This is a genomic window from Paracoccus sp. TOH (assembly GCF_030388245.1).
In the GTDB taxonomy this organism is placed as follows: Bacteria; Pseudomonadota; Alphaproteobacteria; order Rhodobacterales; family Rhodobacteraceae; genus Paracoccus; species Paracoccus simplex.
Window position 1 is genome coordinate 1,062,927 of the sequence record NZ_CP098360.1, and the last position, 22,116, is coordinate 1,085,042.

25 protein-coding genes and 2 riboswitches are annotated in these 22,116 nt (G+C 70.0%); of the genes, 11 read left to right on the plus strand and 14 right to left on the minus strand.

The features are described from left to right. The 5 genes from NBE95_RS05245 to NBE95_RS05265 are packed head-to-tail and all read right to left on the minus strand — an operon-like array spanning position 1 to position 6,370. A complete protein-coding gene (locus NBE95_RS05245; RefSeq protein WP_289894802.1) occupies positions 1 to 630 on the minus strand; it encodes a precorrin-8X methylmutase in 630 nt (209 codons plus the stop codon). A gap of 18 nt (positions 631 to 648) precedes the next feature. Next, positions 649 to 1,821: a precorrin-3B synthase gene (locus NBE95_RS05250; RefSeq protein WP_289894803.1), complete on the minus strand. Its 1,173-nt coding sequence runs from the start codon at positions 1,819 to 1,821 to the stop codon at positions 649 to 651. Further along, a complete protein-coding gene (gene cobN, locus NBE95_RS05255; RefSeq protein WP_289894804.1) occupies positions 1,818 to 4,976 on the minus strand; it encodes a cobaltochelatase subunit CobN in 3,159 nt (1,052 codons plus the stop codon). The genes NBE95_RS05250 and cobN overlap by 4 nt, the downstream gene beginning before the upstream one ends. Positions 4,977 to 4,978: 2 nt before the next feature. Continuing rightward, positions 4,979 to 6,013, minus strand: coding sequence for a cobalamin biosynthesis protein CobW (gene cobW / locus NBE95_RS05260; protein ID WP_289894805.1), 1,035 nt, complete (start codon positions 6,011 to 6,013; stop codon positions 4,979 to 4,981). Between the two features lie 3 nt (positions 6,014 to 6,016). Then, complete coding sequence (locus NBE95_RS05265; RefSeq protein ID WP_289894806.1) at positions 6,017 to 6,370, minus strand: DUF1636 domain-containing protein; 354 nt, start codon at positions 6,368 to 6,370, stop codon at positions 6,017 to 6,019. Between the two features lie 77 nt (positions 6,371 to 6,447). Next, positions 6,448 to 6,649: riboswitch (cobalamin riboswitch) on the minus strand. Between the two features lie 37 nt (positions 6,650 to 6,686). Here NBE95_RS05265 and cobO point away from each other — a divergent pair. Beyond that, positions 6,687 to 7,298, plus strand: coding sequence for a cob(I)yrinic acid a,c-diamide adenosyltransferase (gene cobO, locus NBE95_RS05270; RefSeq protein WP_289894807.1), 612 nt, complete (start codon positions 6,687 to 6,689; stop codon positions 7,296 to 7,298). 76 nt (positions 7,299 to 7,374) lie between these two features. After that, positions 7,375 to 8,886, plus strand: coding sequence for a hypothetical protein (locus NBE95_RS05275; protein WP_289894808.1), 1,512 nt, complete (start codon positions 7,375 to 7,377; stop codon positions 8,884 to 8,886). 48 nt (positions 8,887 to 8,934) lie between these two features. Here the strand turns inward: NBE95_RS05275 and bluB are convergent, their stop codons facing one another. From bluB to leuD, 6 genes are all read right to left on the minus strand, one after another. Then, positions 8,935 to 9,558 (minus strand): 5,6-dimethylbenzimidazole synthase, encoded by a 624-nt coding sequence (gene bluB / locus NBE95_RS05280; RefSeq protein WP_289894837.1) that lies wholly within the window; start codon positions 9,556 to 9,558, stop codon positions 8,935 to 8,937. Further along, on the minus strand, positions 9,558 to 10,100 hold the full coding sequence (locus tag NBE95_RS05285) for a hypothetical protein (protein ID WP_289894809.1): 543 nt from the start codon (positions 10,098 to 10,100) through the stop codon (positions 9,558 to 9,560). Before NBE95_RS05285 ends, bluB begins: the two co-directional genes overlap by 1 nt. Positions 10,101 to 10,168: 68 nt before the next feature. Next, the gene (locus NBE95_RS05290) at positions 10,169 to 10,867 is read right to left on the minus strand and encodes a CbtA family protein (protein WP_289894810.1); all 699 of its coding nucleotides are present in this window, start codon (positions 10,865 to 10,867) and stop codon (positions 10,169 to 10,171) included. Between the two features lies 1 nt (position 10,868). After that, the gene (locus NBE95_RS05295; RefSeq protein WP_289894811.1) at positions 10,869 to 11,048 is read right to left on the minus strand and encodes a CbtB domain-containing protein; all 180 of its coding nucleotides are present in this window, start codon (positions 11,046 to 11,048) and stop codon (positions 10,869 to 10,871) included. 36 nt (positions 11,049 to 11,084) lie between these two features. After that, positions 11,085 to 11,288, minus strand: a riboswitch (cobalamin riboswitch). 116 nt (positions 11,289 to 11,404) lie between these two features. Continuing rightward, entirely contained in the window at positions 11,405 to 12,457 is a 1,053-nt protein-coding gene (locus tag NBE95_RS05300; RefSeq protein ID WP_289894812.1) for an endonuclease/exonuclease/phosphatase family protein, read from the minus strand. Next, complete coding sequence (gene leuD / locus NBE95_RS05305) at positions 12,448 to 13,053, minus strand: 3-isopropylmalate dehydratase small subunit (RefSeq protein WP_019351763.1); 606 nt, start codon at positions 13,051 to 13,053, stop codon at positions 12,448 to 12,450. Before leuD ends, NBE95_RS05300 begins: the two co-directional genes overlap by 10 nt. 92 nt (positions 13,054 to 13,145) lie before the next feature. On the opposite strand from leuD, the gene NBE95_RS05310 reads away from it, so the two are divergent. Continuing rightward, on the plus strand, positions 13,146 to 13,727 hold the full coding sequence (locus tag NBE95_RS05310) for a hypothetical protein (protein WP_289892890.1): 582 nt from the start codon (positions 13,146 to 13,148) through the stop codon (positions 13,725 to 13,727). Between the two features lie 17 nt (positions 13,728 to 13,744). Here NBE95_RS05310 and leuC read toward each other — a convergent pair whose 3' ends face one another. After that, positions 13,745 to 15,181, minus strand: a complete 1,437-nt coding sequence (gene leuC / locus NBE95_RS05315; protein ID WP_289892891.1) for a 3-isopropylmalate dehydratase large subunit — start codon at positions 15,179 to 15,181, stop codon at positions 13,745 to 13,747. 296 nt (positions 15,182 to 15,477) lie between these two features. On the opposite strand from leuC, the gene NBE95_RS05320 reads away from it, so the two are divergent. The 4 genes from NBE95_RS05320 to NBE95_RS05335 all read left to right on the plus strand — a co-directional run bounded on the left by NBE95_RS05320 (position 15,478) and on the right by NBE95_RS05335 (position 17,349). After that, positions 15,478 to 15,711 (plus strand): hypothetical protein, encoded by a 234-nt coding sequence (locus NBE95_RS05320; RefSeq protein ID WP_289892892.1) that lies wholly within the window; start codon positions 15,478 to 15,480, stop codon positions 15,709 to 15,711. Positions 15,712 to 15,787: 76 nt separating this feature from the next. Then, complete coding sequence (gene rsfS / locus NBE95_RS05325) at positions 15,788 to 16,243, plus strand: ribosome silencing factor (protein WP_289894838.1); 456 nt, start codon at positions 15,788 to 15,790, stop codon at positions 16,241 to 16,243. 1 nt (position 16,244) lies between these two features. Next, complete coding sequence (gene rlmH, locus NBE95_RS05330) at positions 16,245 to 16,712, plus strand: 23S rRNA (pseudouridine(1915)-N(3))-methyltransferase RlmH (RefSeq protein WP_289892893.1); 468 nt, start codon at positions 16,245 to 16,247, stop codon at positions 16,710 to 16,712. A gap of 121 nt (positions 16,713 to 16,833) precedes the next feature. Further along, positions 16,834 to 17,349, plus strand: coding sequence for a hypothetical protein (locus NBE95_RS05335; protein ID WP_289892894.1), 516 nt, complete (start codon positions 16,834 to 16,836; stop codon positions 17,347 to 17,349). 368 nt (positions 17,350 to 17,717) lie between these two features. On the opposite strand, the gene NBE95_RS05340 is transcribed toward NBE95_RS05335, so the two are convergent. Further along, positions 17,718 to 18,545 carry an LOG family protein gene (locus tag NBE95_RS05340; protein ID WP_289892895.1) on the minus strand — a complete coding sequence of 276 codons (828 nt, stop codon included), beginning with the start codon at positions 18,543 to 18,545 and terminating at the stop codon, positions 17,718 to 17,720. A 94-nt stretch (positions 18,546 to 18,639) separates the two neighbouring features. Between NBE95_RS05340 and dapD the strand changes: the two genes are divergently transcribed. Both dapD and NBE95_RS05350 read left to right on the plus strand, forming a co-directional pair. Continuing rightward, positions 18,640 to 19,464, plus strand: a complete 825-nt coding sequence (dapD, locus tag NBE95_RS05345) for a 2,3,4,5-tetrahydropyridine-2,6-dicarboxylate N-succinyltransferase (RefSeq protein ID WP_019352405.1) — start codon at positions 18,640 to 18,642, stop codon at positions 19,462 to 19,464. A gap of 106 nt (positions 19,465 to 19,570) precedes the next feature. After that, the gene (locus NBE95_RS05350) at positions 19,571 to 19,822 is read left to right on the plus strand and encodes a GlsB/YeaQ/YmgE family stress response membrane protein (RefSeq protein ID WP_019352404.1); all 252 of its coding nucleotides are present in this window, start codon (positions 19,571 to 19,573) and stop codon (positions 19,820 to 19,822) included. Between the two features lie 35 nt (positions 19,823 to 19,857). Here the strand turns inward: NBE95_RS05350 and NBE95_RS05355 are convergent, their stop codons facing one another. Beyond that, a complete protein-coding gene (locus tag NBE95_RS05355; protein ID WP_289892896.1) occupies positions 19,858 to 20,328 on the minus strand; it encodes a YbaK/EbsC family protein in 471 nt (156 codons plus the stop codon). A 56-nt stretch (positions 20,329 to 20,384) separates the two neighbouring features. On the opposite strand from NBE95_RS05355, the gene NBE95_RS05360 reads away from it, so the two are divergent. After that, complete coding sequence (locus tag NBE95_RS05360; protein ID WP_289892897.1) at positions 20,385 to 20,717, plus strand: hypothetical protein; 333 nt, start codon at positions 20,385 to 20,387, stop codon at positions 20,715 to 20,717. 89 nt (positions 20,718 to 20,806) lie between these two features. Beyond that, positions 20,807 to 22,057, plus strand: coding sequence for a lytic murein transglycosylase (locus NBE95_RS05365; protein WP_289892898.1), 1,251 nt, complete (start codon positions 20,807 to 20,809; stop codon positions 22,055 to 22,057). The last annotated feature ends 59 nt before the right edge of the window (positions 22,058 to 22,116 follow it).

Sequence of the window (22,116 nt, forward strand, 5' to 3'; positions counted from 1 at the left end):
TCATTCCTTCCGGCTGGCCAGCGCGTTGACGGCGGCGACGGTGATGGCCGAGCCGCCCAGCCGGCCGCGCACCACCAGCGCCGGGACGGGCGGGGCGTCGATCAGCGCCGCCTTGGATTCCGCCGCGCCGACGAAGCCCACCGGACAGCCGATGATCGCGGCGGGGCGCGGACAGGCGGGATCCTGCAGCATGTTCAGCAGGTGGAACAGCGCTGTCGGCGCATTGCCGATGGCGACCACGCTGCCGGCGAGGTCGTCGCGCCACAGCTCCAGCGCCGCGGCGCTGCGGGTGTTGCCCATCTGCGCCGCCAGATCCGGCACGCGCGGGTCGTTCAGCGTGCAGATGACCCGGTTCGCGGCGGGCAGGCGGGAGCGGGTGATGCCCTCGCTGACCATGCGCGCATCGCAGAGGATCGGCGCGCCGTCTTCCAGCGCCTGACGCGCCGCGATGGCCATGCCGGCCGAGAAGATCACGTCGCGTTCCAGCCCCACCAGCCCGGCGGCGTGGATCATGCGCACCACCACCGGCTCTTCCTGGGCGGTGAAGCGGGCCAGGTCGGCCTCGGCGCGGATGGTGGCGAAGGACTGCGCGTAGATCCGGGCGCCGTCGGTTTCGTATCGGTGCAGCATCGGGGTTTCCTGGGGCGGCTATCGGAGAAGGGGTGGGATGCGGTCCGGCGCGAGCCCGGCCAGCCCGACGGAATCGCCGGGCCGGCCGTCCCGGATCAGGTCGAAGCGGTCGGGGCCGGTCGCGACCAGCGTCGCCGAGGCCGCGCCCTGATGCGCGCAGCCCTTGGCGCAGCCGCTGACATGCAGGCTTCGGCCGGGGGCGAGGTGCGGCGCCAGCCGGCGTGCCAGCGCCCGGACATCGGCCAAAGCCTGCGGGCAGCCGGGGGCGCCGGTGCAGGCATGGACGCGCAGGAGCGGGTCGCTGGGGTCGAGGATGGCGCCGCCGATCTGCGGGCGGCTGGCGCTTTCGATCAGCAGCGCCCGCCACGGGGTGAGGCGCAGGGGGCCAAGGGCGGCGGCCTCGGTCAGTTGCCGGGCGGTGATCTGGCCGAAGGCGAAGCCCAGCAGCCAGCCGTTCGGCGCCGGGCCGGGTCCGGCCGGATCGGCGCTGGCGGGCCCGGCGGCGCGGTCGCATGGGTATTTGGACAACAGAGAAGGCGGGAGCGGAATCGCGCCGGGGGGCGCGGCGGGGCTGCGGCGCAGGTGGTCGCGCATCCGGCCGCGGCCGTCCCGGACGCCGCCCTGCGTGAACCAGCGCGCCAGTTCCACGGCGCGGCCGGCGGCCTGGGCGGCGTCCCGGGCCGTCAGCGCCCAGTCGCCGCCATCGGGCAGGATCAGCCAGCCCTCGGCCTGGGGGCGCAGGCGGATGTCCGCGGGCGTCCCGGCCAGCACCGGCGGGTCGGCATCGACGGCGAAGCCGAACTTGCCGGGCACCTGCGGCGCGTCGGGCGCGGTCATCGCCCGGGCGATGGCCTCGGCCGCTTGCCAGGCCGTGCCGTCCTGGGGCGCGAAGGGTGACAGGATCACGTTGCGCCGCGCCTCGGCCTCGGGGCTGTCGTCGAGCAGGCCGAGGCGGGCGAGCGCGGCGGTCGCCTTGCCATGTCCCCGGGCGTCGAGGCCGCGCAATTGCAGGTTGGCGCGGCTGGTCAGGTCCATCATGCCGTTGCCCAGGCTCCAGGACAGGTCGGCGATGGCCTGCGCCTGCCCGGGCTCCAGCCGGCCGTTGCGGGTGCGGATGCGCAGGACCAGCCCGTCGCCGGACGCCATCGGCCGCAATGCGCCGGGGCACCAGCCCCTGATCTCGAAGGTCATCGCGATGTCTCCGCCAGCACCGAATTGCGCCGCGTGGTCCAGAGGCCCGAGGCGAGCAGCTGCGCGAAGAGCGCGCGCATGGCGGCCAGCGCGGCGGGGTTTTCGCGCTGCAGAAAGGCCACGACCTCGGGCCGGCCCAGCGTCGCGTCGTGATAGAGGTCGAAGAGGTGCCCGGGCACCACCCCGGCCAGATTGGCGAAGGCGGCCATGTGGTCGAGCGTCGCCGCGATCTCGGCCGCGCCGCGGAAGCCGTGCCGCATCATGCCGTCGGCCCACGCCGGGTTGGCGGCGCGGGCGCGGATGACGCGGGCGATCTCCTCGGCCAGGCTGCGGGCGCGGGGCTGGCCGGGGCGGGTGGCGTCGAGGTGGTAGAGCGCGGGGGCGGGGGCGCCGATGCGGGCCATGGCGGCGGCGAAGCCCGCTTCATGCGCGGCATAGTCGCCGGCCAGCAGCAGATCGGATTCCGGCAGGTCCTGGGCGTGGACGAAGGCATCGGCCCGCGCCAGCCGGTCGCGGATCGCCTGCGGCTGATGGGTGATCCGGCCGTCGGCGGCGATGGCATGGGAGGAGGCGGCGAGCCAGGCTTCACCCGCCGCCTGCCGGGCCTGATCGGTGAAGGTTTCGGCCAGGTCGGCCAGGCCGAGGCCGTAGAGCCCCGGTTTCGGGCCGAAGACGCGGGGGGCGCGGCTGCGGTAGGGATTGTCCCCCGGGGTTTCGTCGCGGGCTGAGAGCGCCTCGGCCCCGGTCTCGAAGAGCTGCGCAAGGCCGGGGAAGATGTCGCGGAACAGGCCCGAGACCCGCAGCGTCACGTCGATGCGCGGCCGGCCAAGCTCGGCCAGCGGCAGGATCTCGATGCCCGCGACTCGGCCCGAGGCGCCGTCCCAGCGTGGGGCAAGGCCGGCCAGATGCAGGGCCATGGCGAATTCCTCGCCGGCCGTGCGCATGGTGGCGCTGCCCCACAGGTCCACGACCAGGCCTTTCGGCCAGTCGCCATGGTCCTGCAGGTGGCGGCGCAGCAGCTCCTCGGCCAGCTTCACCCCCTGCGCATGGGCGTTGCGCGAGGGCACGGCGCGCGGATCGACGGCAAACAGGTTGCGACCGGTCGGCAGCACGTCCTGCCGCCCCCGCGCCGGCGAACCGGAGGGGCCGGGCGCCACCCGACGGCCGGCCAGCGCGCGGGCCAGCCCTGCGGTTTCGCCGGCGGCGGTGCCATAGACATGCAGCCCGTCGCCGAAGCGGCTGTCCTTCAAGTCGCAGAGGAAGCGGTCGATCAGCGGGATCGCCTCGGAGGCCGCGGCGCCCGGAGGCAGGCCCAGGTCGGCCTCGACCCCGGCGGCGCGGGCCTCGTCGCGGATGGCGCCGATCAGCCGGTCGCGGCGGCGCGGGTCGAGCCCGTCGGCGGTGGAATATTCGTCGAGCAGCCGTTCCAGATGCGCCAGATTCCCGGGGATGGCGGAATCGACCAGCGGCGGCGGCAGGTGGCCCAGCGTCACGGCGGAGAGGCGGCGCTTGGCCTGCGCGGCCTCGCCCGGGTCGTTGACGATGAAGGGGTAGATCACCGGCAGGTCGGCCAGCAGCGCCTCGGGCCAGCAGGTCTCCGACAGCGCCACGGATTTGCCGGGCAGCCATTCCAGCGTGCCATGCGCGCCCATGTGGATCAGGGCATCCGCTTGCGTCCGCAGCCAGAGGTAGAAGGCGACATAGTCGTGGCGCGGCGTGCGGGTCAGGTCGTGGTAATCGTCGGCGCGGGTCTTCACCTCGCCGCGTTCGGGCTGCAGGGCGATCAGGTCGGCGCCGTGGCGGATGGCGGCGAAACCGAAGCCTTCGGCCGGCGGCTCGCCCCATGCCGCCTGCAGGTCGTCCTGCAGGCTTTGGGGCAGGCGGGCCAGCGCCTTGCGATAGGCCGCGAGCGGCCAGTGGATGCGCTCGGCCATGAGCCGGTGGCCGAGGTCGTCATGCGCAAGCCCGAGGATCGCGCCGCAGGATGCCAGCGCGTCCAGCCCCACCGCATGGGCCAGTTGATGCGTCTTGCCGGGATAGGTCGACAGCACCACCGCGCGGCGCGGTGCCGGCAGGCCGAGCCATGCCTTGATCCGTGCCACCGCCGCCGCGATGCGGCCCATGTCGGGGGCGTGGATCGCACGGGCGAATTGCAGCGCCGGGTCGCGCTGTTGCGGTTCCTTGAAGCTGATCGCGCCCAGGAAGATGCGGCCATCCACCTCGGGCAGCACGACATGCATGGCCAGGTCGGCGGCGGAAAGGCCGCGCTCCTCGGCCGCCCAAAGGGCGCGCGGCGCGGTGGACAGCGCCACCTGGAACACCGGGCAATCGGCGCCGTCGAAGGGCGTCGCGCCGGCATCATCGCGGGCGGAAAAGGCGGTCATGTTCAGAATGGCCGCCATGCCCGGCAGATGCGGGGCAAGCCAGTCCGCAAAGCCCGCAACCTTGAGCGAGGGAGCGAAAACCCCGGTCGCGTCAAAGCCCGCATCCCGCAGCGCCCGGATCGTCGCATCCACCGGGCCCAGATCGGCCGAGGTCAGATAGCTGCGGTAAAAGCTGACCAGAACCGGGCTCGCGCCGGCCGCCGGTTTTGTGATCACACCGGCATCGGGGGCATAGAACCCCCATTGCGGGATCGCAGGCTGGCCGGTGACCGGTGCTGCTGCAAGCCCGGCCGCGCCCGCCAGTTCCGCCAGCGCCATCTGCGCCGCGACCGCGCCGCCCTGGTCGCACAGCGCCGCCAGCCGGTGCAGCAGTGGCGCCGGCAGCGTGGAAAAGCGGTCCAGTGTGGCGTCCGGCCGGCCATCGGCAGGCAGAAAGGCCAGCGCGATGCCATGCCTGCGGGCATGGTCCTGAAGGCTGGCGACGCCATAGGGCCAATAGGGTTCGCCGCCGATCAGACGCACCAGCACCGCCTTGGCGCCCGAAAGCGTCGCCTCGCAATACTGATCGACCGAGACCGGATGCCGCAGCGCCGAGAGATTGCAGAGCCGCAGAGACGGCAGGCCGCCGGCAGCCCGGTGCCAGCCCGCCGCGAAAGCGCCGAGGTCGCTGTCGGAATAGGACAGCACGACCATATCGGCGGGGCTTTGGCCGGGGTCGGTCGGGACCTCGGTTTCCTCAAGCCCACGGCTTTCGCGAAAGACGACGTGCATCGTCAGGCCGCCAGAACCGCCCGGATCGCGGCCTCGTCGATGTCGTCATGCTCGGCGATCACCACAAGGCGCGAGGCGCGGGGCGATGCGCCCCAGGGCCGGTCGTATTGGTGGCGCACGCGTTCGCCCACCGCCTGCACCAATAGGCGCATGGGCTTGCCGGCGACGGCGACATGGCCCTTGACCCGCAGGATGTTCTGTTCGCGGGCCAGCCGCTCGATGCGGGCGGCAAGGTCAGCGGGGTCGGCGATTTCGGCCAGCTCGATCACCACGGAATCGAAATCGTCATGTTCGTGATCGTCCGCGCCGTCGTGATGGCTGGGTCGGGCGGCCAGATCGTCCTCGGCTGCGGCACCCAGCCCAAGGATCACGCGCGGGTCGATCACGCCATCGGTCAAGGGCAGGATCGGCAGCTTGCGCGGGGCCTCGGCCTCGATGACCGCGCGGGCGGCGGCAAGGCCCGCATCGCCGGCCAGATCGGCCTTGGAAAGCAGCACGATATCGGCACAGGCGATCTGATCCTCGAATACCTCGGACAGGGGCGTTTCGTGGTCGAGGCTGTCGTCGGCCTCGCGCTGGGCCTGAACGGCGGCCTCGTCGGGGGCAAAGCGGCCGGCGGCCACCGCCTCGGCATCGGCCAGCGCGATCACGCCGTCCACGGTGATCCGCGAGCGGATCGCCGGCCAGTCGAAGGCTTTCAACAGCGGTTTCGGCAGCGCCAGGCCCGAGGTCTCGATCAGGATATGGTCGGGTTTCACCGGCATCGCCATCAGCCGTTCCAGCGTCGGGATGAAATCGTCGGCGACGGTGCAGCAGATGCAGCCGTTCGACAGTTCCATGATGTTCTCGGCCGGGCAGTTCGCGTCGGCGCAGGATTTCAGGATCTCGCCATCGACGCCCATGGTGCCGAATTCATTGACCAGCACCGCCAGCCGCTTGCCTTGCGGGTTCAGCATCAGGTGGCGGATCAGCGTGGTCTTGCCGGCGCCGAGAAAGCCGGTGATGACGGTCACGGGGGTCTTGGTCAGGTCGCTCATCTGTTATCCGATCGGGGGAATGCGCGCGAGGCTGCGCTTGCGGAAAATGGTGACGCGCTCGCGCCAGGGCACGATGCCGTCCGGGGCGTCGGCATAGGCGGCGGCGCCGGCCAGGATCTCGGACGCGTCCTCGGCCGACATGCGGCCATAGACATAGGTCCAGCGGCCCGGCGCCGAGAGCGCGATGGCCGCGCCGCTGGCGCAGGCCGAAAGGCATTCGACCGGGACGATGCGCACGCCGTCGGGCGCGCTTTCGGCGGTCAGCGCGTCATGTAGCCGCGCGCCGGGCACCGGCTCGCCCTCGGGCACCGGCTGGCCGGCGCGGCAGGTGACGCAAACATGCAACGTGACGGTCATGCACCCTTCATCCGTTGTGGCGGCAGGGCGCAGGGGCACGGAATGCCCCAAGCCCCAGCGGGAACACCCCGTCCGCCGGTCGATCCTTCTGCGCTGGCAGGTCTCCCGGCTTGCGGATTCGGGCCTTGGCCCACGGCCGCCCCGCCTTCCCGGCTTTCGCCAGTGGCCTCGGGGCGACCTCTCCGGTCACGGTCGCGGGGGCGGCTGCTTTCAGGCGGTTGCCTGTCGCATTCCCTCTTCGCCTGTCATAGGACAGGAACCAGCGCCCCCTGTCTGTGCGCGCCCGGTCCCGACTTGTCAAGCGAAGGAGTGCCCGATGCAGACCGACGACAATGCCCGCCATGCCGAGAAGATGGCGAAGATCAAGGCCGCCCGCGACCGGATGATGCAGGACAAGCAGGGCGAGAAGGGGCTGGTCATCGTCCATACCGGCAAGGGCAAGGGCAAGTCCTCCTCGGGCTTCGGGATGATCCTGCGCTGCATCGCCCATGGCATGCCCTGCGCGGTGGTGCAGTTCATCAAGGGCGGCTGGGACACCGGCGAGCGGCGGCTGCTGACCGGGCATTTCGCCGATCTGTGCCAGTTCCACGCCATGGGCGAGGGCTTCACCTGGGAGACGCAGGACAAGGCGCGCGACATCGCCGCCGCCCGCGCCGGCTGGGACAAGGCCAAGGCGCTGATCCGCGATCCGTCCATCCGCATGGTCTTGCTGGACGAGATCAACATCGCGCTGCGCTATGACTACCTTGACCTCGAGGAGGTGCTGGTCTTCCTGCGCGACGAAAAGCCGCCGCTGACGCATGTGGTGCTGACCGGCCGCAATGCGAAACCGGACCTGATCGCGGCGGCCGATCTGGTGACCGAGATGGAGCAGGTCAAGCACCCGTTCCGCGACGGCATCAAGGCGCAGCCGGGGGTGGAATTCTAGACCCGCCTGCTGTCATCTGTGCGTCGCGGAGTTTTCTGCAAGAAGATCACGAGTGAGTGCGAAGGAATATTCAGACATGTTTTTGAGACAAGGCTTTGTTGCGCTGCTGGCCATCTGCCCGGTCTCGGCGGCCTGGGCGGTGCCCGCCACCGAGGAAGGGGCGGCACGGCTGCGCGGCGTTTTCCAGACCTATTTCGGCGGCACCGCGGGGGTGGTCAGCGTCACCCCGCAGGGGGAAAGCTATGAGCTGAAGATCGACCCGGCGCCGCTTCTGGCGCAGGTTCCCGCCGAGCAGGCGCAGATCAGCATCTCGGCCCTGACCTACCGGCTGACCGACAATGGCGACGGCAGCTGGGGCGTCAGCGAGGACCAGGTGCTGAGCTGGTCGGTGGTGGTGCCGAAGACCTTCGAGCAGAAGGGCTCGACCAGGATCGAATCGACCGGCATCTGGGATGAATCGCTGATGAGCTTCCGCGAGCAGCAGGCGGTGATGACGGATTATGTCATCGATTCGGTGCAATATGCGCCGCCGCTGCCGCCGCCCGCGCCCGAGGCTGGCGCCGCGCCCGAACCGATGCCCGAGGAGCCGCAGGTCGTGTCGCGCGATCACCAGCGCACCGCGCGGATGGAGATGTCCCTGAGCGGCGCGGCGGGCAAGGCCGGCGGCGTCGATCAGGCCATGCGCTTCACCGCCGAAGGGCTGGAGCAGACGCAGGACTTCGTGATGATTCCGGGCGGTGAGCCGGTGCAGATCCGGGTCACCGCCCCGGGCTATGACGGCAGCGGCCAGATCACCGGCGCCCGCACCGAGGGCGAGCTGTCCCTGCTGGCCTGGTTCGTCGCCCATCCCTCGGAAGAGCTGATCAAGGGCTCGCAGGAGGCGCTGCGCGACCGGGTCAGCGCGGCCATGCCGCTGTGGGACGAGCTGTCGATGGATGCGGCGCTGCGCGATCTCAGGGTCGGCACGCCGCTGGGCGAGTTCGGACTGGCCTCGGCCAGGCTGATGGTCGGCATGTCCGGGGTCACCGCCGACGGCCGCTTGCAGGAGCAGGTGGCGCTGGCGGGCCTCAGCGTGCCCGAGGGCGTGCTGCCCTCCTGGGTGGCGCCGATCCTGCCGCAAGAGGTGACGCTGGACTTCACCGCCTCGGAATTCGACCTGGCGGCGCCGGCGAAGATGCTGATCGAGGCGGTCGACCTGGCGGCCGAGGATCCCTTTGCCAAGCTGGATCCCAAGCAGGTGCAGGCGGCGCTGCTGCCGCAGGGCAAGGCGGCGCTGACACTCGCGCCCTCGCAGATCAAGGGCGATGGCTATCGGATCGACTATCGCGCCGATGTCGCGGCCGGTCCGGGTGCGGTGCCCTCCGGCTCGGCGCTGATCTCGGCGACCGGGCTCGACAAGGTCGAGGCGGCGCTGGCCGCCGCCCCGCCGGACGAGGCCGGCCAGCCGCTGATGATGCTGCGCATGGCCCGCGCCATGGCCAAGCCCGGCGCCAGCGGCGAGAATGTCTGGGACATCCAGATGCCCGAGGGCGGCGGCCCCGTCACCGTCAACGGCCAGCCCATGGGTCCGGCCACCTCGCAGCCCTGAACCGAGGGCAGCCCTGAACCGGGGGCAGCCCCGCCCGATGCGGCGGGGCTAGCGGCGTTGCCAGTCCGCCGCGGTGTTTTCCTGCCAGCCCGAGCGGTGCAGCAGCGGGGTGTCGTCGGTGAAATCCGGCCAGCCCAGACAGAGCAGCGCGCTGAACTCCCAGCTTTCCGGCACCTGCAGCAAGGCGGTGATCCGCGCCGGATCGAGGATCGAGACCATGCCGAGGCCGAGGTTGCGCGCCCGCGCCGCCAGCCACAGCGTATGGATCGCCATGGCGGTGGATTGCTGCAGCGTCCGGGCCATGGTGGCGCGGCCCAGATGGTGGCCTTCGGCCGGGTCGATCTCGGTCAGGACCGCCAGCCAGACCGGGGCGCGGTCCAGCCCCGCCAGCTTCAGCGCGTCATATTCCTGCCGCTGCGGGCCCTGGTAGCGGGTGGCGGCCTCGGCATTGCAGCGCAGGAAATCGGCGCGGATCGCGGCGCGCAGGCCGGGGCTTTCGACCCGGATCACCCGCCATGGCCGGGAATTGCCGACCGAGGGCGCCAGTTCCATCGCCGCGCGCAGCGCGTCCAGCAGCGGCTCGGGAATCGGATCCTTGCGGAAATGCCGCACGTCGCGGCGCCAGCGCAGGATGCGGTCCAGGGCGGCACGGTCCTCGGCGCCGAACTCCATCACGGTACCGCGCAGATGGCGCTGTCGGGCAGGCCCTCGGCCCCGGCGCGGATGGCGACCGGGCGGTCGGGCACGGTCAGCTCGACGGCGAGCGGCCGGCCAGAGACGGTCAGCGGCCGGTGGTTGTTGGCGTTCAACTCGACCCGCAGCCGGTCGCCGGGCTCCAGCGCGTCGAGATGCCGGGCCGGGCCGTAGAGCCGGGCGATCTTGGTGCCGTTCAGGTAAAGATGCGCGTGCCCCTCGCCCGTCCGGTGGGTCAGGCCGGCATGGTCGGGGGCGAAGCAGAAGCCCTGCAGCTGCAGGAACAGGTTCCAGCCCGAGACGCTGTCGGGTTCCAGCCGGGCCGAGGCGGTGGCGCTGCCGGCGGGCAGGTCGATCGGGGCGCCGTGGTCATGCGTCTTGGCCCCGGCGGCCGCCGCGCCATGGCCGCTTGCGCCATGGTCGTGGCCGTCCAGGGTAATGCCGTTGGCCGCGGCGACGACGAAACCCAGCCCGCCGCCGAAGATCAGGCCGATCAGCAGCATCGGGATCGAACGATCCATGTCTGGCCCCCGGTTCATGGAAGGGCCGGGCACGGTCTGTGCCCGGCCGGAGGAATTTTCCGACCGGATCAGGCGGGCTGCGGAACAGCCGCCCGCTGACCCTCGCGCTGCCAGAACCAGCCGGCCAGCAGGCCGAGCAGCGCCCAGGCCATGGCCCCGGCCCCCAGCGCCCGGCCGGCGAACTCGGCCGAAAGCTCGGGCGGGACCGGGCCGGCATAGCTGCCGGGCTGCGGCGCGCCGATCAGATGCGGGGCCAGGATCAGCACCACGGCGACAGCCCAGGCTGCCCAGCCCTTGCCAAAGGCGACCAGCCACAGCGCCAGCCCGGTGGCGATGGCGGTGCCCAGCCACCAGATGGCGCGAAGCTGCACCTCGGCGGCGGCGACGCCCGGCACCTCGGGCGCAAGGCCGAAGGCGGGGGCGAGCTGCATGGTCAGGTAGCCGGCAAGGCCCCAGAGCAGGCCCTGCCGCGCGGTGACCGCATTGCCCTGCGATTCGGAAACCGCCATCAGCGCCACCAGCATCAGCCCGTAACCGGCATAGACCAGCATGGTGAACAGCACCGAGAGCCCGTTGCGGGTCCATTCGAAGGCGCCGAGATCCTGGTGCGCGCTGACGGGTTCGGCGCCGAAATGCGCCAGCTGCCCGGATTCGTAAAGCTCGGCATGCAGCAGCACCGGCTGCACGAACCAAAGCTGCAACAGGGCGGCAATCAGCCCCGTTGCAGCGCCAGCGATCAATCCGCTGGTCAGGATGCGCGAGAACATGTCAGTGGCAGGGGAAGCCGGTGGCGTGACGCACGTCATGGGCGGCGTCATGCAGGGTCTCGGCCTGCACCAGCCCGGCCATGAAGATCAGCCCGAAGCCGATGGCGAAGGTGGCGATGGCGGGAAACAGCACCGAGGCGCGGCTGGCGCCGGCGGCGGCGGTTGCGGATCTTGCGGTCATCCTTGACCCTTTCCTTTGGTCGTCCAACCCGACGACGTTGCGGTTCCATGCATCGGCAGGTCTCCTGGCTTGCGGGTCAAGGCCGACGCCCGCCTTCCCGGCCGGATGGCCAGTGGCATGATGGACGTCCGCTCTCCGCTCACAGTCGCGGGGGCGGCTGCGGATTTGGCCCCGGATGTCCAGGACCGCACCGCATTCCCTTTTGGCCCCCGAAGGGGCACCGATACGGCCATATGCTAGCCGCGATGCGGCATGTCCGGCAAGCGGAATCGCGGCGCGGCGCTATCGCATGGGTATTTGGCCAACGCAGAAGATGCCGGGGGCAGGGGAGGGGGCGTCCCGGTCGCGGCCCGTGATCACGGGCCCGGCGGCCAGTCCAGGTCGACCCAGACCAGCCGGTGCGCGGATGCCGTCAGCGCGGCTTGGGCCAGCGGACCCTCGGCGGGCCAGACCACGCCCGCGCCCAGCAGCTTCAGGCCCCGGGAGGGCAGGACGTAATCGACGCGCAGATTGCCCGGCGGCCTGTCGTCCGGCCAGTCGCCACTATCCAGCCCCGGATCGCCCTTGTGGCCGTCATTCACCCCGCCCTTCGCCGCCGCGCCGCCGGGGCTGCGGGGCAGGGGGTCGGCGACCTGCGCCATGAGCCGGGCCAGCGCCTGCGGTCGCCCCTCGCTGTCCTCGGGGTCGAGGTTCAGGTTCCCGGCCAGCACGAAGGGCGCTTCGGGCAGGTGGTGCAGCCAGAAGGCCAGCTCGTCATGGTTGCGGCGGCCGTTCAGATCCTCGGGCCCGTCGAAGACCGGCGGCGTCGCGGACATGGCAAGCAGGTGCAGCGGCCGGTCCGCCACCGTGATCACCGCGTCCCAATGCGCGGTCGAGGACAGGCGGCGGATCGCCGCCACCGCCTCGGGCAGCGGCGGCATCAGATTGCCGGGCAGGTCGCGCCACAGAAATTCCGTGTAATCGGTCACCGGCCCGATGGGATGGCGCGACAGGATCGCCATGCCGCCCTGTCCGGTGAACGCACCGAAACCCTGCGCATCGTCGGCCGTGCCCAGCCGACCGTCGGCGTTCAGGTCCAGCCCGGTCGCCATGCCGGAATTCGGCCGCGCCGCGAAACGGTGCGGATAGTCCAGCCCCGCCTGCGCCAGCAGCGCGGCAAAGGCGTCCAGCGCCTCGCCGTCGAAATCCCAGTCGAAATCCGTCAGCAGCAGGATGTCGGGCCGGGTCTCGGCGATGACCCGGGTCACCGCCGCGACCTGCGCATCCCGGCGGCCGAGGTCGCGCAACAGAAGCCCCGGCCCGTCGCGCGACAGGTCGGGGCTGTAGGTGGCGATCCGCAAGGGGTCCGCCTGTGCGTGAACGCCAAGGGCGGCGATCAGCGCCGCCCCGGCCAGCGCCCTTATACCCAAGGGCGGCTCTGGGCCATCTGGGTCTCGAACGTGTCGATGGCGCCGGCCTTCTCCATGGTCAGGCCGATATCGTCCAGCCCGTTCAGCAGGCAGTGGCGGCGGAACGGGTCCAGCTCGAAGGGGAAGCTCTGCCCGTCCGAGGTGGTCACGGTCAGGTTTTCCAGGTCCACGGTCATGCGGGCATTGGCGCCCTTCTTCGCATCCTCCATCAGCACCTGCACCACCTCGGCCGGCATGACGATGGGCAGGATGCCGTTCTTGAAGCAGTTGTTGTAGAAGATGTCGGCGAAGCTGGTCGAGATCACGCAGCGGATGCCGAAGTCCAGAAGCGCCCAGGGCGCGTGTTCGCGCGACGAACCGCAGCCGAAATTGTCGCCGGCGACGATGATCTGCGCGTCGCGCCAGGCCGGCTGGTTCAGCACGAAATCCGGATTCTCGTTGCCTTCGGCGTCAAAGCGCATCTCGTCGAACAGGTTCTTGCCCAGACCCGAGCGGTGGATCGTCTTCAGGAACTGTTTCGGGATGATCATGTCGGTGTCGATATTGACCAGCGGCATGGGTGCCGCGATGCCGGTCAGGGTGGTGAACTTGTCCATGTCTTGATCCTCGCAGAATTGACTTGGGGCGCGTGCGCCCGTTAACCGAGACCCGAGCGGCGCCTGGCGCCATGGCTATGCAGGTCTTGTAGATGTATTTCGGGTTTTCGAGTTTCGCCGCCCTGCGCGCCTGTATCGCGCGCGACTGGACGCCGCAGATGGGCGATCCCGAGATCACCGGCTGGCTGACGGTGCTCTCGTATCTTCTGTGCCTGTTCCTGGCGGTGAAGGTGCTGCGCCGCCGGCCGGCCGGCGCGGCGCGCGGGCTGTGGCTGGCGATCGCCGCGCTGATGGCGTTCCTGGCGCTGAACAAGCAGCTTGACCTGCAGACGGCGCTGACCGCCACCGGGCGCTGCATGGCCCGGGCGCAGGGCTGGTACGACAACCGCTGGCTGGTGCAGCTGGCCTTCATCGCCGGGCTGGTGCTGGGCGTGGTGATCGCGCTGCTTTGGGCGACGAAGGCCCTGCGCGGGCACATGCGCCGCAACGGCCTGGCCCTGCTGGGGCTGGCCGTGCTCTGCGGCTTCGTGCTGGTGCGCGCGGTGGGCTTTCATCATGTCGACAGGCTCCTCAGCCTGGATTTCGCGAACCTGGCCTTCAACTTCTGGTTCGAGAATGCCGGGCTGTTTCTGATCGCGGTCAACGCCTTGCTGCTTTTGCGGCGGGGCCGCTAGGGGCCCCGCCCGAAGCATCAGACGGTCTCCGGCAGCAGTTCGCGCACATCGGTCAGGTGGCCCTTGATGCCCGCCGCCGCCGCCATCACCGGCGACATCAGATGCGTGCGGCCGCCGCGGCCCATGCGCCCCTCGAAATTGCGGTTCGAGGTCGCGGCGCAGCGCTCGCCCGGCGCCAGCTGGTCGGGGTTCATGCCCAGGCACATCGAGCAGCCGGCCAGCCGCCATTCGAAGCCGGCATCGATGAAGATCTTGTCCAGACCCTCCTCCTCGGCCTGCATCCGCACCAGACCCGAGCCGGGCACCACCATGCCGCGCACCCCCGGCGCCAGCTTGTGGCCCTTGAGGACGCCGGCGGCGGCGCGCAGATCCTCGATCCGGCCGTTGGTGCAGGAGCCGATGAAGACCGCGTCGATCTTGACCTCGTTCAGCGGCGTGCCGGGCTTCAGGCCCATGTAGTCGAGGCTGCGGCGCGCTGCCTCGACCTTGCCGCCCTCGAAATCCTCGGGGGCGGGGACGCGGTCGGTGATCGCCGCCACGTCCTCGGGCGAGGTGCCCCAGGTCACCACCGGGGCGATGTCCTCGCCGCGGATGGTGACGACCTTGTCCCAATGCGCGCCCTCGTCGGAAAACAGCGTCTTCCACCAGTTGACCGCGGCTTCCCATGCGGCGCCCTTCGGGGCGTGCGGGCGGCCCATGCAATAGGCAAAGGTCTTTTCGTCCGGCGCGATCAGGCCGGCGCGGGCGCCGCCTTCGATCGCCATGTTGCAGACGGTCATGCGGCCCTCCATCGACAGGTCGCGGATCGCCTCGCCGCAATATTCGATGACATAGCCGGTGCCGCCGGCGGTGCCGGTCTTGCCGATCACCGCCAGCGTGATGTCCTTGGCGGTGACGCCCGGCCGCAGCTTGCCGGTGATTTCCACCTTCATGTTCTTGGATTTCTTCTGGATCAGCGTCTGGGTGGCCAGGACGTGCTCGACCTCCGACGTGCCGATGCCATGCGCCAGCGCGCCGAATGCGCCATGGGTCGCGGTGTGGCTGTCGCCGCAGACCACGGTCATGCCGGGCAGGGTCCAGCCCTGTTCCGGGCCGACGATATGCACGATGCCCTGGCGGATGTCGTTCATCGGGTAATAGTTCAGCCCGAATTCGCGGGCGTTCTTGTCCAGCTCGGCAACCTGGATGCGGCCCTCGGGGTTCTCGATGCCGTTCACGCGGTCGGCGGTGGTGGGCACGTTGTGGTCCGGCACGGCGATGGTGCGCTCGGGCGAGTGGACCTTGCGGCCGGCCATGCGCAGGCCCTCGAAGGCCTGCGGGCTGGTCACTTCATGGACCAGATGCCGGTCGATATAGAGGATGCAGGTGCCGTCGTCGGAACGCTCGACCACATGGGCGTCGAAGATCTTGTCGTAGAGGGTGCGGGGCGTGCCCGCATTGGTGTTGCCGGTCATGGCTGTCTCTTTTCTGGAAGACTAGCTGGGAAAGGGCGGAGGAGGGTGCCGCAGCCTGCGGCGGGGCGCGCGCAAGCGCCCGCTCCCGTCAAAGTCGGGCGGTGACGGACAGGCTTTCGCCGTAGAACCGGCCCGGCAGGCGGGCGCGGTCGTGAATGTCGAAATAGACGAATCCTCGCATGTGGGCAGTATTACGCCGATTTCGGCCCGCGTTCAATATCGCCACACGGGGCTGTTAATTCCATCTTGAAGAACGCCGCCTATCTTTCCGCCCAGGGATACGGAAAGGACCGACCATGCTGATTCGCTTCATCCTGCGGGCGCTGCCGCTGTTCGGCGTGGCTGCCTTCACCCTGGCGGTCTATCTGGCGCATACGCCGGCCGAGCGGGCGCGGGAACTGGCGCAACTGGAAAGCCGGCACCTGGTCTGGCCCGTCGGGCTGGCCCAATGCCCGGATCACGCGGAAAATCTGCCGCTTGCGGCCTGCCTGCCCCGGGATGCGCCCAGAAATCCGCTGCCGCCGCATTGAGCGGGCGCGATTCCGTGCTACATTATAAAGGCCCCTGCGCCGGGGGAGATCGGCGCGATGACCGGAGGATGAACCCCTGTCCAATTCCGTCTCGCCGGCCCCTGCGCCGGCTGCGACCACCGCGGAGCCCGGGCTGACGAGCGATCAGCTACTGGACCGCATTCTAGCCTCTCTCGACGACGACAAGGCCGAGGAAGTCGTGACCATCGACTTGCGCGGCCGTTCGGCCATGGCCGATCACATGGTGATCGCCTCGGGCCGCAACGCGCGCCAGGTGGCCTCGATCGCCGAGAAGCTGGTCGAACGCCTGAAGCAGCAAACCGGCCGCACCGCCCGGATCGAGGGCAAGGAGACCGGCGATTGGGTGCTGATCGACACCGACGACGTGATCGTCCATGTCTTCCGCCCCGAAGTGCGCGAGTTCTACCAGCTCGAGAAGATGTGGATGCCCGCCGACGCGCTGCGCTCGGCGACGCTGGACCGGATGCGTGCCGATCACGCGGCCGAAGAGAGCCGCGGCACCCGGAAATAGGATGCGCATGGTCATTGCCGCGGTCGGGCGGCTGCGGCAGGGCCCCGAGGCGAAGCTGATCGCCGATTACCTCGACCGCCATGCCAAGGCGGGCCGCAGCCTGGGCCTGCCCCCCGTCACCCTGGCCGAGGTCGAGGACAAGCGCGGCGGCGGCATGGCCGCCGAGGCGCCGCTGCTCTTGAAAGCCATTCCTGAAGGCGCCGCCACGGTCGTGCTGGACGAGCGCGGGCAGATGCTGTCCTCGCCCGAACTGGCCGCACGGATCGCCGGCTGGCGCGACCAGGCCCGCGACGTGGCCTTCGTCATCGGCGGCGCGGACGGCATCGACCCGACCCTGCGCGACCGCGCCGAGCTGGCCATCAGCTTCGGCCGCATGGTCTGGCCGCACATGCTGGTCCGGGTCATGCTGGCCGAGCAGATCTACCGCGCCACCACCATTCTGGCCGGCAGCCCGTATCATCGGGAATGATTTTCCGGATCAAGATGCTGGAATACCTAAGATTTTAGGCATTATACCGGCGTCGGGCCGGTGAAGATCCGGCTTTCCCGGCTATGATGGAACCATTCCATAACCAGTCCCCGGGTGCAGCATGATTCCCGTCGCCAACCAGATCCAAAGCCGGGCCGGCGCCGTCGCGGCCCCTGCCGCCAGAACCGCCGAGGCCCCGCTTGCCGCGCAGGCGCCGCCCCGGCTGCCGCCGGTCGAGGAGATCGCCCCGGCCAGCAAGGATGTGCAACTGGGCCGCGACGGCGTCGGCCGGACCCGGCGGGCCGAGGCCCGCGATCGCCCACCGCAGAGGTCGGCCCGACCGGCCCCGGACGATGCCGACGGGCCGCAGGACCGCGCCGTGTTCCGCGCCCGGGTGATCACGTTCCTGACCGCCATCTATGGCGATGACGAGGCGTTCCTGCGCGCGCTCAGGCGCGGCACCATCATGGTGCGCGCCGTCGCGGACCAGCCCGAGCCCGAGATGTGCCCCGAACTGACCTATGCGATCTATCGCGAGGGCGCGGCCCAGGCGCAGCCATCCGCAGGCGACCCGGCGGCGCGGCGCGGCGCCAACGGACCGCCGGTCAGCGTCGGCCTGCATGATTTCATCGCCTGATGGCCGAAATGACGGGTGGCTTGGCCGCCTTGCCGGCGATGGCGCTTCTTCAGGGTGGCAGCAGAGGCAAGAGGGGGCCGGCCGATGTTCTCGCCCGCCTCGTCCGTGGTCTGCGGCGCGCTCATCACCCCCAGGTCTTCGGGCTGATCTTGCCGCATCCGCCGGCGCCGTGCTGAAAGGCGCTGCCCAAGACACGTCCCTCGGCGCGACAGAGGGGCCGGCATCGGCCGATGCTCTCGGCCGCCGTGTCCGTGGCCGGCGACGCAGCGCATCCGTGCCAGAGGCCCGGGCCTTTCATGGTGCCGCTTGGCCAAGCCGCCGCCGATGCGCCTCGCGACAAGGTGCAGGGCCGCAGCCCGGCGCGTCCGTCAGGGGCAGGGGGTCACCCATCTGTCGATGATCTCGACCGCCTCGTCCGCGGTCTCGACGAAGCTCATCAGCTCTAGATCTTCGGGGCTGATGGTGCCGGCATCGGCCAGGGCCTGCCAGTTGATGACCTGGTGCCAGAATTCCGGGCCGAACAGGATGAAGGGCACCCGCTTCATGCGGCCGGTCTGGATCAGCGTCAGCGCCTCGAAGGTCTCGTCCAGCGTGCCGAAGCCGCCGGGGAACACCGTCACCGCGCGGGCGCGCATCAGGAAATGCATCTTCCTGATGGCGAAATAGTGGAAGTTGAAGCACAGGTCCGGCGTCACATAGGCGTTCGGCGCCTGTTCATGCGGCAGGACGATGGACAGGCCGATCGAGATGCCGCCGGCTTCATGCGCGCCCAGGTTGCCGGCCTCCATCACGCCGGGACCGCCGCCGGTGCAGATGACGTTTTCGACGCCATAGCTTTCCAGGCTGCGCTCGGTCATCAGCCGGGCGAAGCGCCGGGCTTCCTCGTAGTAATGCGACAGCGCGGCCAGGGTCGGGGTGCGCGCCGTCTCGCGTTGCTCGGGCGCCGGGATGCGCGAGCCGCCGAACATGACGATGGTCGAGCGGATGCCGCGGGCATCCATGATCATCTCGGGCTTGAGCAGTTCCAGCTGCAGCCGGACCGGGCGCAATTCCTCGCGCAGCAGGAATTCGTTGTCGGTGAAGGCCAGCCGATAGGCCGGGGCCCGGGTCTGGGGCGTGTCGGGCAGGGTGCGGGCGGCCGCCACGTCCTGCTGGCTGTCGCGAAACGGATGGTGGCGGTCGTCTTCTTCTCTCATCCAAACCTCTGGCACGAACTGCCGCACATTGCGCGGCCGCAGCCCCCGGCTTATAGCCCTTGGGCAACAGTTTCCACCCGAGAGAGGCCAGACCATGTCGAATGACGCCCTTGAAGCCGCCATCGAATCCGCCTGGGAGATCCGCGACCAGATCACGCCCGCCACCAAGGGCGAGACGCGCGACGCCGTCGAGACGACGCTGGAGGCGCTGGACAAGGGCGAGCTGCGCGTGGCCGAAAAGCGCGGCCAGGACTGGCATGTCAACCAATGGGCGAAAAAGGCCGTGCTGCTGGGCTTCCGCCTGAAGGACATGGAAGTGCATATGGGCGGCCCGCAGGGCGGCACCTGGTGGGACAAGGTGGACAGCAAGTTCGCGCATTGGGGCCAGGCGCAATGGCAGGCCGCCGGCTTCCGCGCCGTACCGAACTGCGTCGTGCGCCGCTCGGCCTATATCGCCAAGGGCGTGGTGCTGATGCCCAGCTTCGTGAATCTGGGCGCCTATGTCGACGAGGGCACCATGGTGGACACCTGGGCCACCGTCGGTTCCTGCGCGCAGATCGGCAAGAACGTCCACCTGTCGGGCGGCGTCGGCATCGGCGGCGTGCTGGAGCCGATGCAGGCCGGCCCGACCATCATCGAGGACAATTGCTTCATCGGCGCCCGGTCCGAGGTGGTCGAGGGCTGCATCGTGCGCGAGGGCTCGGTCCTGGGCATGGGCGTGTTCATCGGCAAGTCCACCAAGATCGTCGACCGCGAGACCGGCGAGGTCATGTATGGCGAGGTTCCGGCCGGTTCGGTGGTGGTCGCCGGCTCGCTGCCGTCGAAGAATGGCGTGAACCTTTACTGCGCGGTGATCGTCAAGCGCGTCGATGCGCAGACCCGCTCCAAGACCTCGATCAACGAGCTGCTGCGCGACTGACCTGTTGCAGCCCTGCACCGGACTCACCCTTGCGTGAGTCCGGCGTGAAACCCAAGCGCCGCCACTGCGTTCATCCCGCACAGGGATCCTGAAAGCGGAGTTTCACATGCAGGGTTTGGGTTGGCTGGCCGCGATCATCGTCGGCGGTCTTGCGGGCTGGGTCGCCAGCAGCATCATGAAGGCGGATACGGGGCTCATCCTCAACGTCATCCTGGGCATCGTCGGCGCCATCGTCGGCAATGCGCTTCTGGGTCTGGTCGGGCTGAACGCCCAGGCCGGCAGCTGGCTTGCACAGGGCGTTGCCGGGCTGATCGGCGCGGTGGTGCTGATCTGGCTTTACCGGGCAGTGGCCGGATAGCGGAAACGGGGCGGGCCTTCCCGCCCCTTTTCAGGTCAGGCGGTGAAATCCGCCTGCGTTGCCCCGGTGATGCGGGCCAGTTCCCCCGGCGCGATGGCGAAGACGTGGCGCGGCGTCCCGGCCGCCGCCCAGACCGTCTCGAATTCCAGCAGGCGCGGATCCAGCCAGGCCTGGACCTGCCGCAGGTGCCCGACCGGCGCGACGCCGCCGATGGCGAAGCCGGTCTCGGCCCGGATCAGGTCCGCATCGGCCTTGCCCAGGCTTTGCCTGGCCACCGCGGTCGCCTTGGCCGGATCGACGCGATTGCCGCCGGCGGTCAGGAACAGCACGACATGGCCGGTCGTCTCGCCGCGAAAGATGATCGACTTGGCGATCTGGTCGACGGCGCAGCCGACCGCCGCCGCCGCGCCCTCGGCGGTACGGGCGCTGTCGTCGGTCTCGCGGATCTCGACGGCCAGGCCGGCCGCCTGCAGTGCCGATTGCACCCGTTTCAAGCTCTTGCTCATTGTCTCTCCCTCCGGTTTCGGGCGATATGACGCGAAAATGCAGCAAAGGAAAAGCCATGGCCCAGCAGGTCTATACGCTTCTGGTCGAGGTCGGCCGCGCCGCGGATGACGGCCTGCCCGAAGGCGCCAGCGGCGCGGCGCTGGTTTGCTATGCCTCGGGCGTGACCGAGGAGGAGGCGGTGCGAGAGACCGTCGCCATCCTGAAGCAGGCCGGGCTGGCGCCGATCGAGGTCACCGGCCACGGCAGCATCGACGAGCGGTTGGCCGAGGGCCACGAGATCCCCCAGGAGGAGCGCGCCCTGATGGACCGCGCGCTTAACGAGAACGCGGTGATCGTCGCCCAGATGGAGCCGCTTTACGGCGACGGGGATGAGGAAGGCGACGACTGATCGGCCCCTATCCAGCCGCGCCGGGCTGGGCTAGACTGGCTGCAACCAGAAAAAAAGCCCATGAACGAGCAACGGAACGGACAGGCAGAATGACCAGACGCATTTCCCGCATCGCGACCTCGGCCGTGCTGACCCTTGCCCTGGCGGGCTGCGGCGTGTCGCTGAACCAGGGTCCGGGCGGCATCGGCGGCAATTTCGGCGGGCTGCCCACGGCCGGCGGGCAGGGCTCCGAGGCCGGCTTCCAGAACTGGGTGCAAAGCTTCCGGCCGCGCGCGCTGGCCGCCGGCATTTCGGCCGGCACCTTCGACAGCGCCATGGCCGGCGCGCATTACCAGCCCAGCATCGTCGCGCTCGACCGCAAGCAGAGCGAATTCACCAAGCCCATCTGGGATTATCTCGACGGCGCCATCGGCACGCGCGTCGCGACCGGCCGGTCCAAGGCGGCGCAATATGCCGGCACGCTGTCCGCCATCGAGTCGCGCTACGGCGTCCCGCGCGAGGTGGTGCTGGCGGTCTGGGGCATGGAATCGAATTTCGGCGCCGGCCGCGGCAGCACCCCGATCGTGCCGGCCTTGGCGACGCTGGCCTATGACGGCAGGCGCGGCGCGTTCTTCGCCGGCGAGCTGGTCTCGGCGCTGCGCATCATCCAGTCGGGCGACGTGGACAACGCCCATATGGTCGGCAGCTGGGCCGGCGCCATGGGTCACACGCAGTTCATGCCCTCGTCCTTCCTCTCCCACGCCGTCGATTTCAACGGCGACGGCCGCCGCGACATCTGGTCGGACGACCCGACCGACGCGCTGGCCTCGACCGCCAGCTATCTGCGCCAGAACGGCTGGCGCCCCGGCCAGAGCTGGGGCACCGAGGTCGTCCTGCCGCAGGGCTTCGACTTCAACCAGGCCGGCAAGTCGGTGCAGCATTCCGGCAGCCAATGGGCGGCGATGGGCGTGCGCACGCTCAGCGGCGCGCCGGTGCCCTCGGGCTCGATCCTCGCCCCGGCGGGGTCGCGCGGTCCGGCTTTCCTGATCACGGAAAACTTCCGCGCCATCCTGAAATACAACGCCTCGGACAGCTACGCGCTGGCCGTCGCCTATCTGGGCGACGCCATCGCCGGCCGGGCCGGCATCCAGGGCAGTTGGCCGCGCGGCGACCGCACGCTGTCGAACAGCGAAAAGGCGGAAATCCAGCGCCTGCTGATGGCCAAGGGCTTCGACACCGGCGGCGTGGACGGCAAGCTCGGCAGCCGGTCGAGCGAGGCGATCAAGGCCTTCCAGCGCGCGCGCGGCGTGACGCCCGACGGCTATGCCGACACCCGGCTGCTGGCCATGCTGCGCAGCTGAACGACACAGGGGGCGGTCCAAAGCCGCCCCCTCTTGCCTTCTCTGTTGCATAAATACCC

Coding starts and splice junctions, on each gene's coding strand:
- NBE95_RS05310 (WP_289892890.1), top strand. CDS start 13,146: ATGTATTTCGGGTTTTCGAGTTTCGCCGCCCTGCGCGCCTGTATCGCG.
- NBE95_RS05265 (WP_289894806.1), bottom strand. CDS start 6,370: ATGACCGTCACGTTGCATGTTTGCGTCACCTGCCGCGCCGGCCAGCCG.
- NBE95_RS05355 (WP_289892896.1), bottom strand. CDS start 20,328: ATGAGCAAGAGCTTGAAACGGGTGCAATCGGCACTGCAGGCGGCCGGC.
- NBE95_RS05275 (WP_289894808.1), top strand. CDS start 7,375: ATGTTTTTGAGACAAGGCTTTGTTGCGCTGCTGGCCATCTGCCCGGTC.
- leuD (WP_019351763.1), bottom strand. CDS start 13,053: ATGGACAAGTTCACCACCCTGACCGGCATCGCGGCACCCATGCCGCTG.
- rlmH (WP_289892893.1), top strand. CDS start 16,245: ATGCGCATGGTCATTGCCGCGGTCGGGCGGCTGCGGCAGGGCCCCGAG.
- NBE95_RS05360 (WP_289892897.1), top strand. CDS start 20,385: ATGGCCCAGCAGGTCTATACGCTTCTGGTCGAGGTCGGCCGCGCCGCG.
- NBE95_RS05290 (WP_289894810.1), bottom strand. CDS start 10,867: ATGTTCTCGCGCATCCTGACCAGCGGATTGATCGCTGGCGCTGCAACG.
- leuC (WP_289892891.1), bottom strand. CDS start 15,181: ATGACCGGCAACACCAATGCGGGCACGCCCCGCACCCTCTACGACAAG.
- dapD (WP_019352405.1), top strand. CDS start 18,640: ATGTCGAATGACGCCCTTGAAGCCGCCATCGAATCCGCCTGGGAGATC.
- NBE95_RS05250 (WP_289894803.1), bottom strand. CDS start 1,821: ATGACCTTCGAGATCAGGGGCTGGTGCCCCGGCGCATTGCGGCCGATG.
- NBE95_RS05320 (WP_289892892.1), top strand. CDS start 15,478: ATGCTGATTCGCTTCATCCTGCGGGCGCTGCCGCTGTTCGGCGTGGCT.
- NBE95_RS05245 (WP_289894802.1), bottom strand. CDS start 630: ATGCTGCACCGATACGAAACCGACGGCGCCCGGATCTACGCGCAGTCC.
- cobO (WP_289894807.1), top strand. CDS start 6,687: ATGCAGACCGACGACAATGCCCGCCATGCCGAGAAGATGGCGAAGATC.
- bluB (WP_289894837.1), bottom strand. CDS start 9,558: ATGGAGTTCGGCGCCGAGGACCGTGCCGCCCTGGACCGCATCCTGCGC.
- NBE95_RS05350 (WP_019352404.1), top strand. CDS start 19,571: ATGCAGGGTTTGGGTTGGCTGGCCGCGATCATCGTCGGCGGTCTTGCG.
- NBE95_RS05285 (WP_289894809.1), bottom strand. CDS start 10,100: ATGGATCGTTCGATCCCGATGCTGCTGATCGGCCTGATCTTCGGCGGC.
- cobN (WP_289894804.1), bottom strand. CDS start 4,976: ATGCACGTCGTCTTTCGCGAAAGCCGTGGGCTTGAGGAAACCGAGGTC.
- NBE95_RS05340 (WP_289892895.1), bottom strand. CDS start 18,545: ATGAGAGAAGAAGACGACCGCCACCATCCGTTTCGCGACAGCCAGCAG.
- NBE95_RS05295 (WP_289894811.1), bottom strand. CDS start 11,048: ATGACCGCAAGATCCGCAACCGCCGCCGCCGGCGCCAGCCGCGCCTCG.
- cobW (WP_289894805.1), bottom strand. CDS start 6,013: ATGAGCGACCTGACCAAGACCCCCGTGACCGTCATCACCGGCTTTCTC.
- NBE95_RS05365 (WP_289892898.1), top strand. CDS start 20,807: ATGACCAGACGCATTTCCCGCATCGCGACCTCGGCCGTGCTGACCCTT.
- NBE95_RS05335 (WP_289892894.1), top strand. CDS start 16,834: ATGATTCCCGTCGCCAACCAGATCCAAAGCCGGGCCGGCGCCGTCGCG.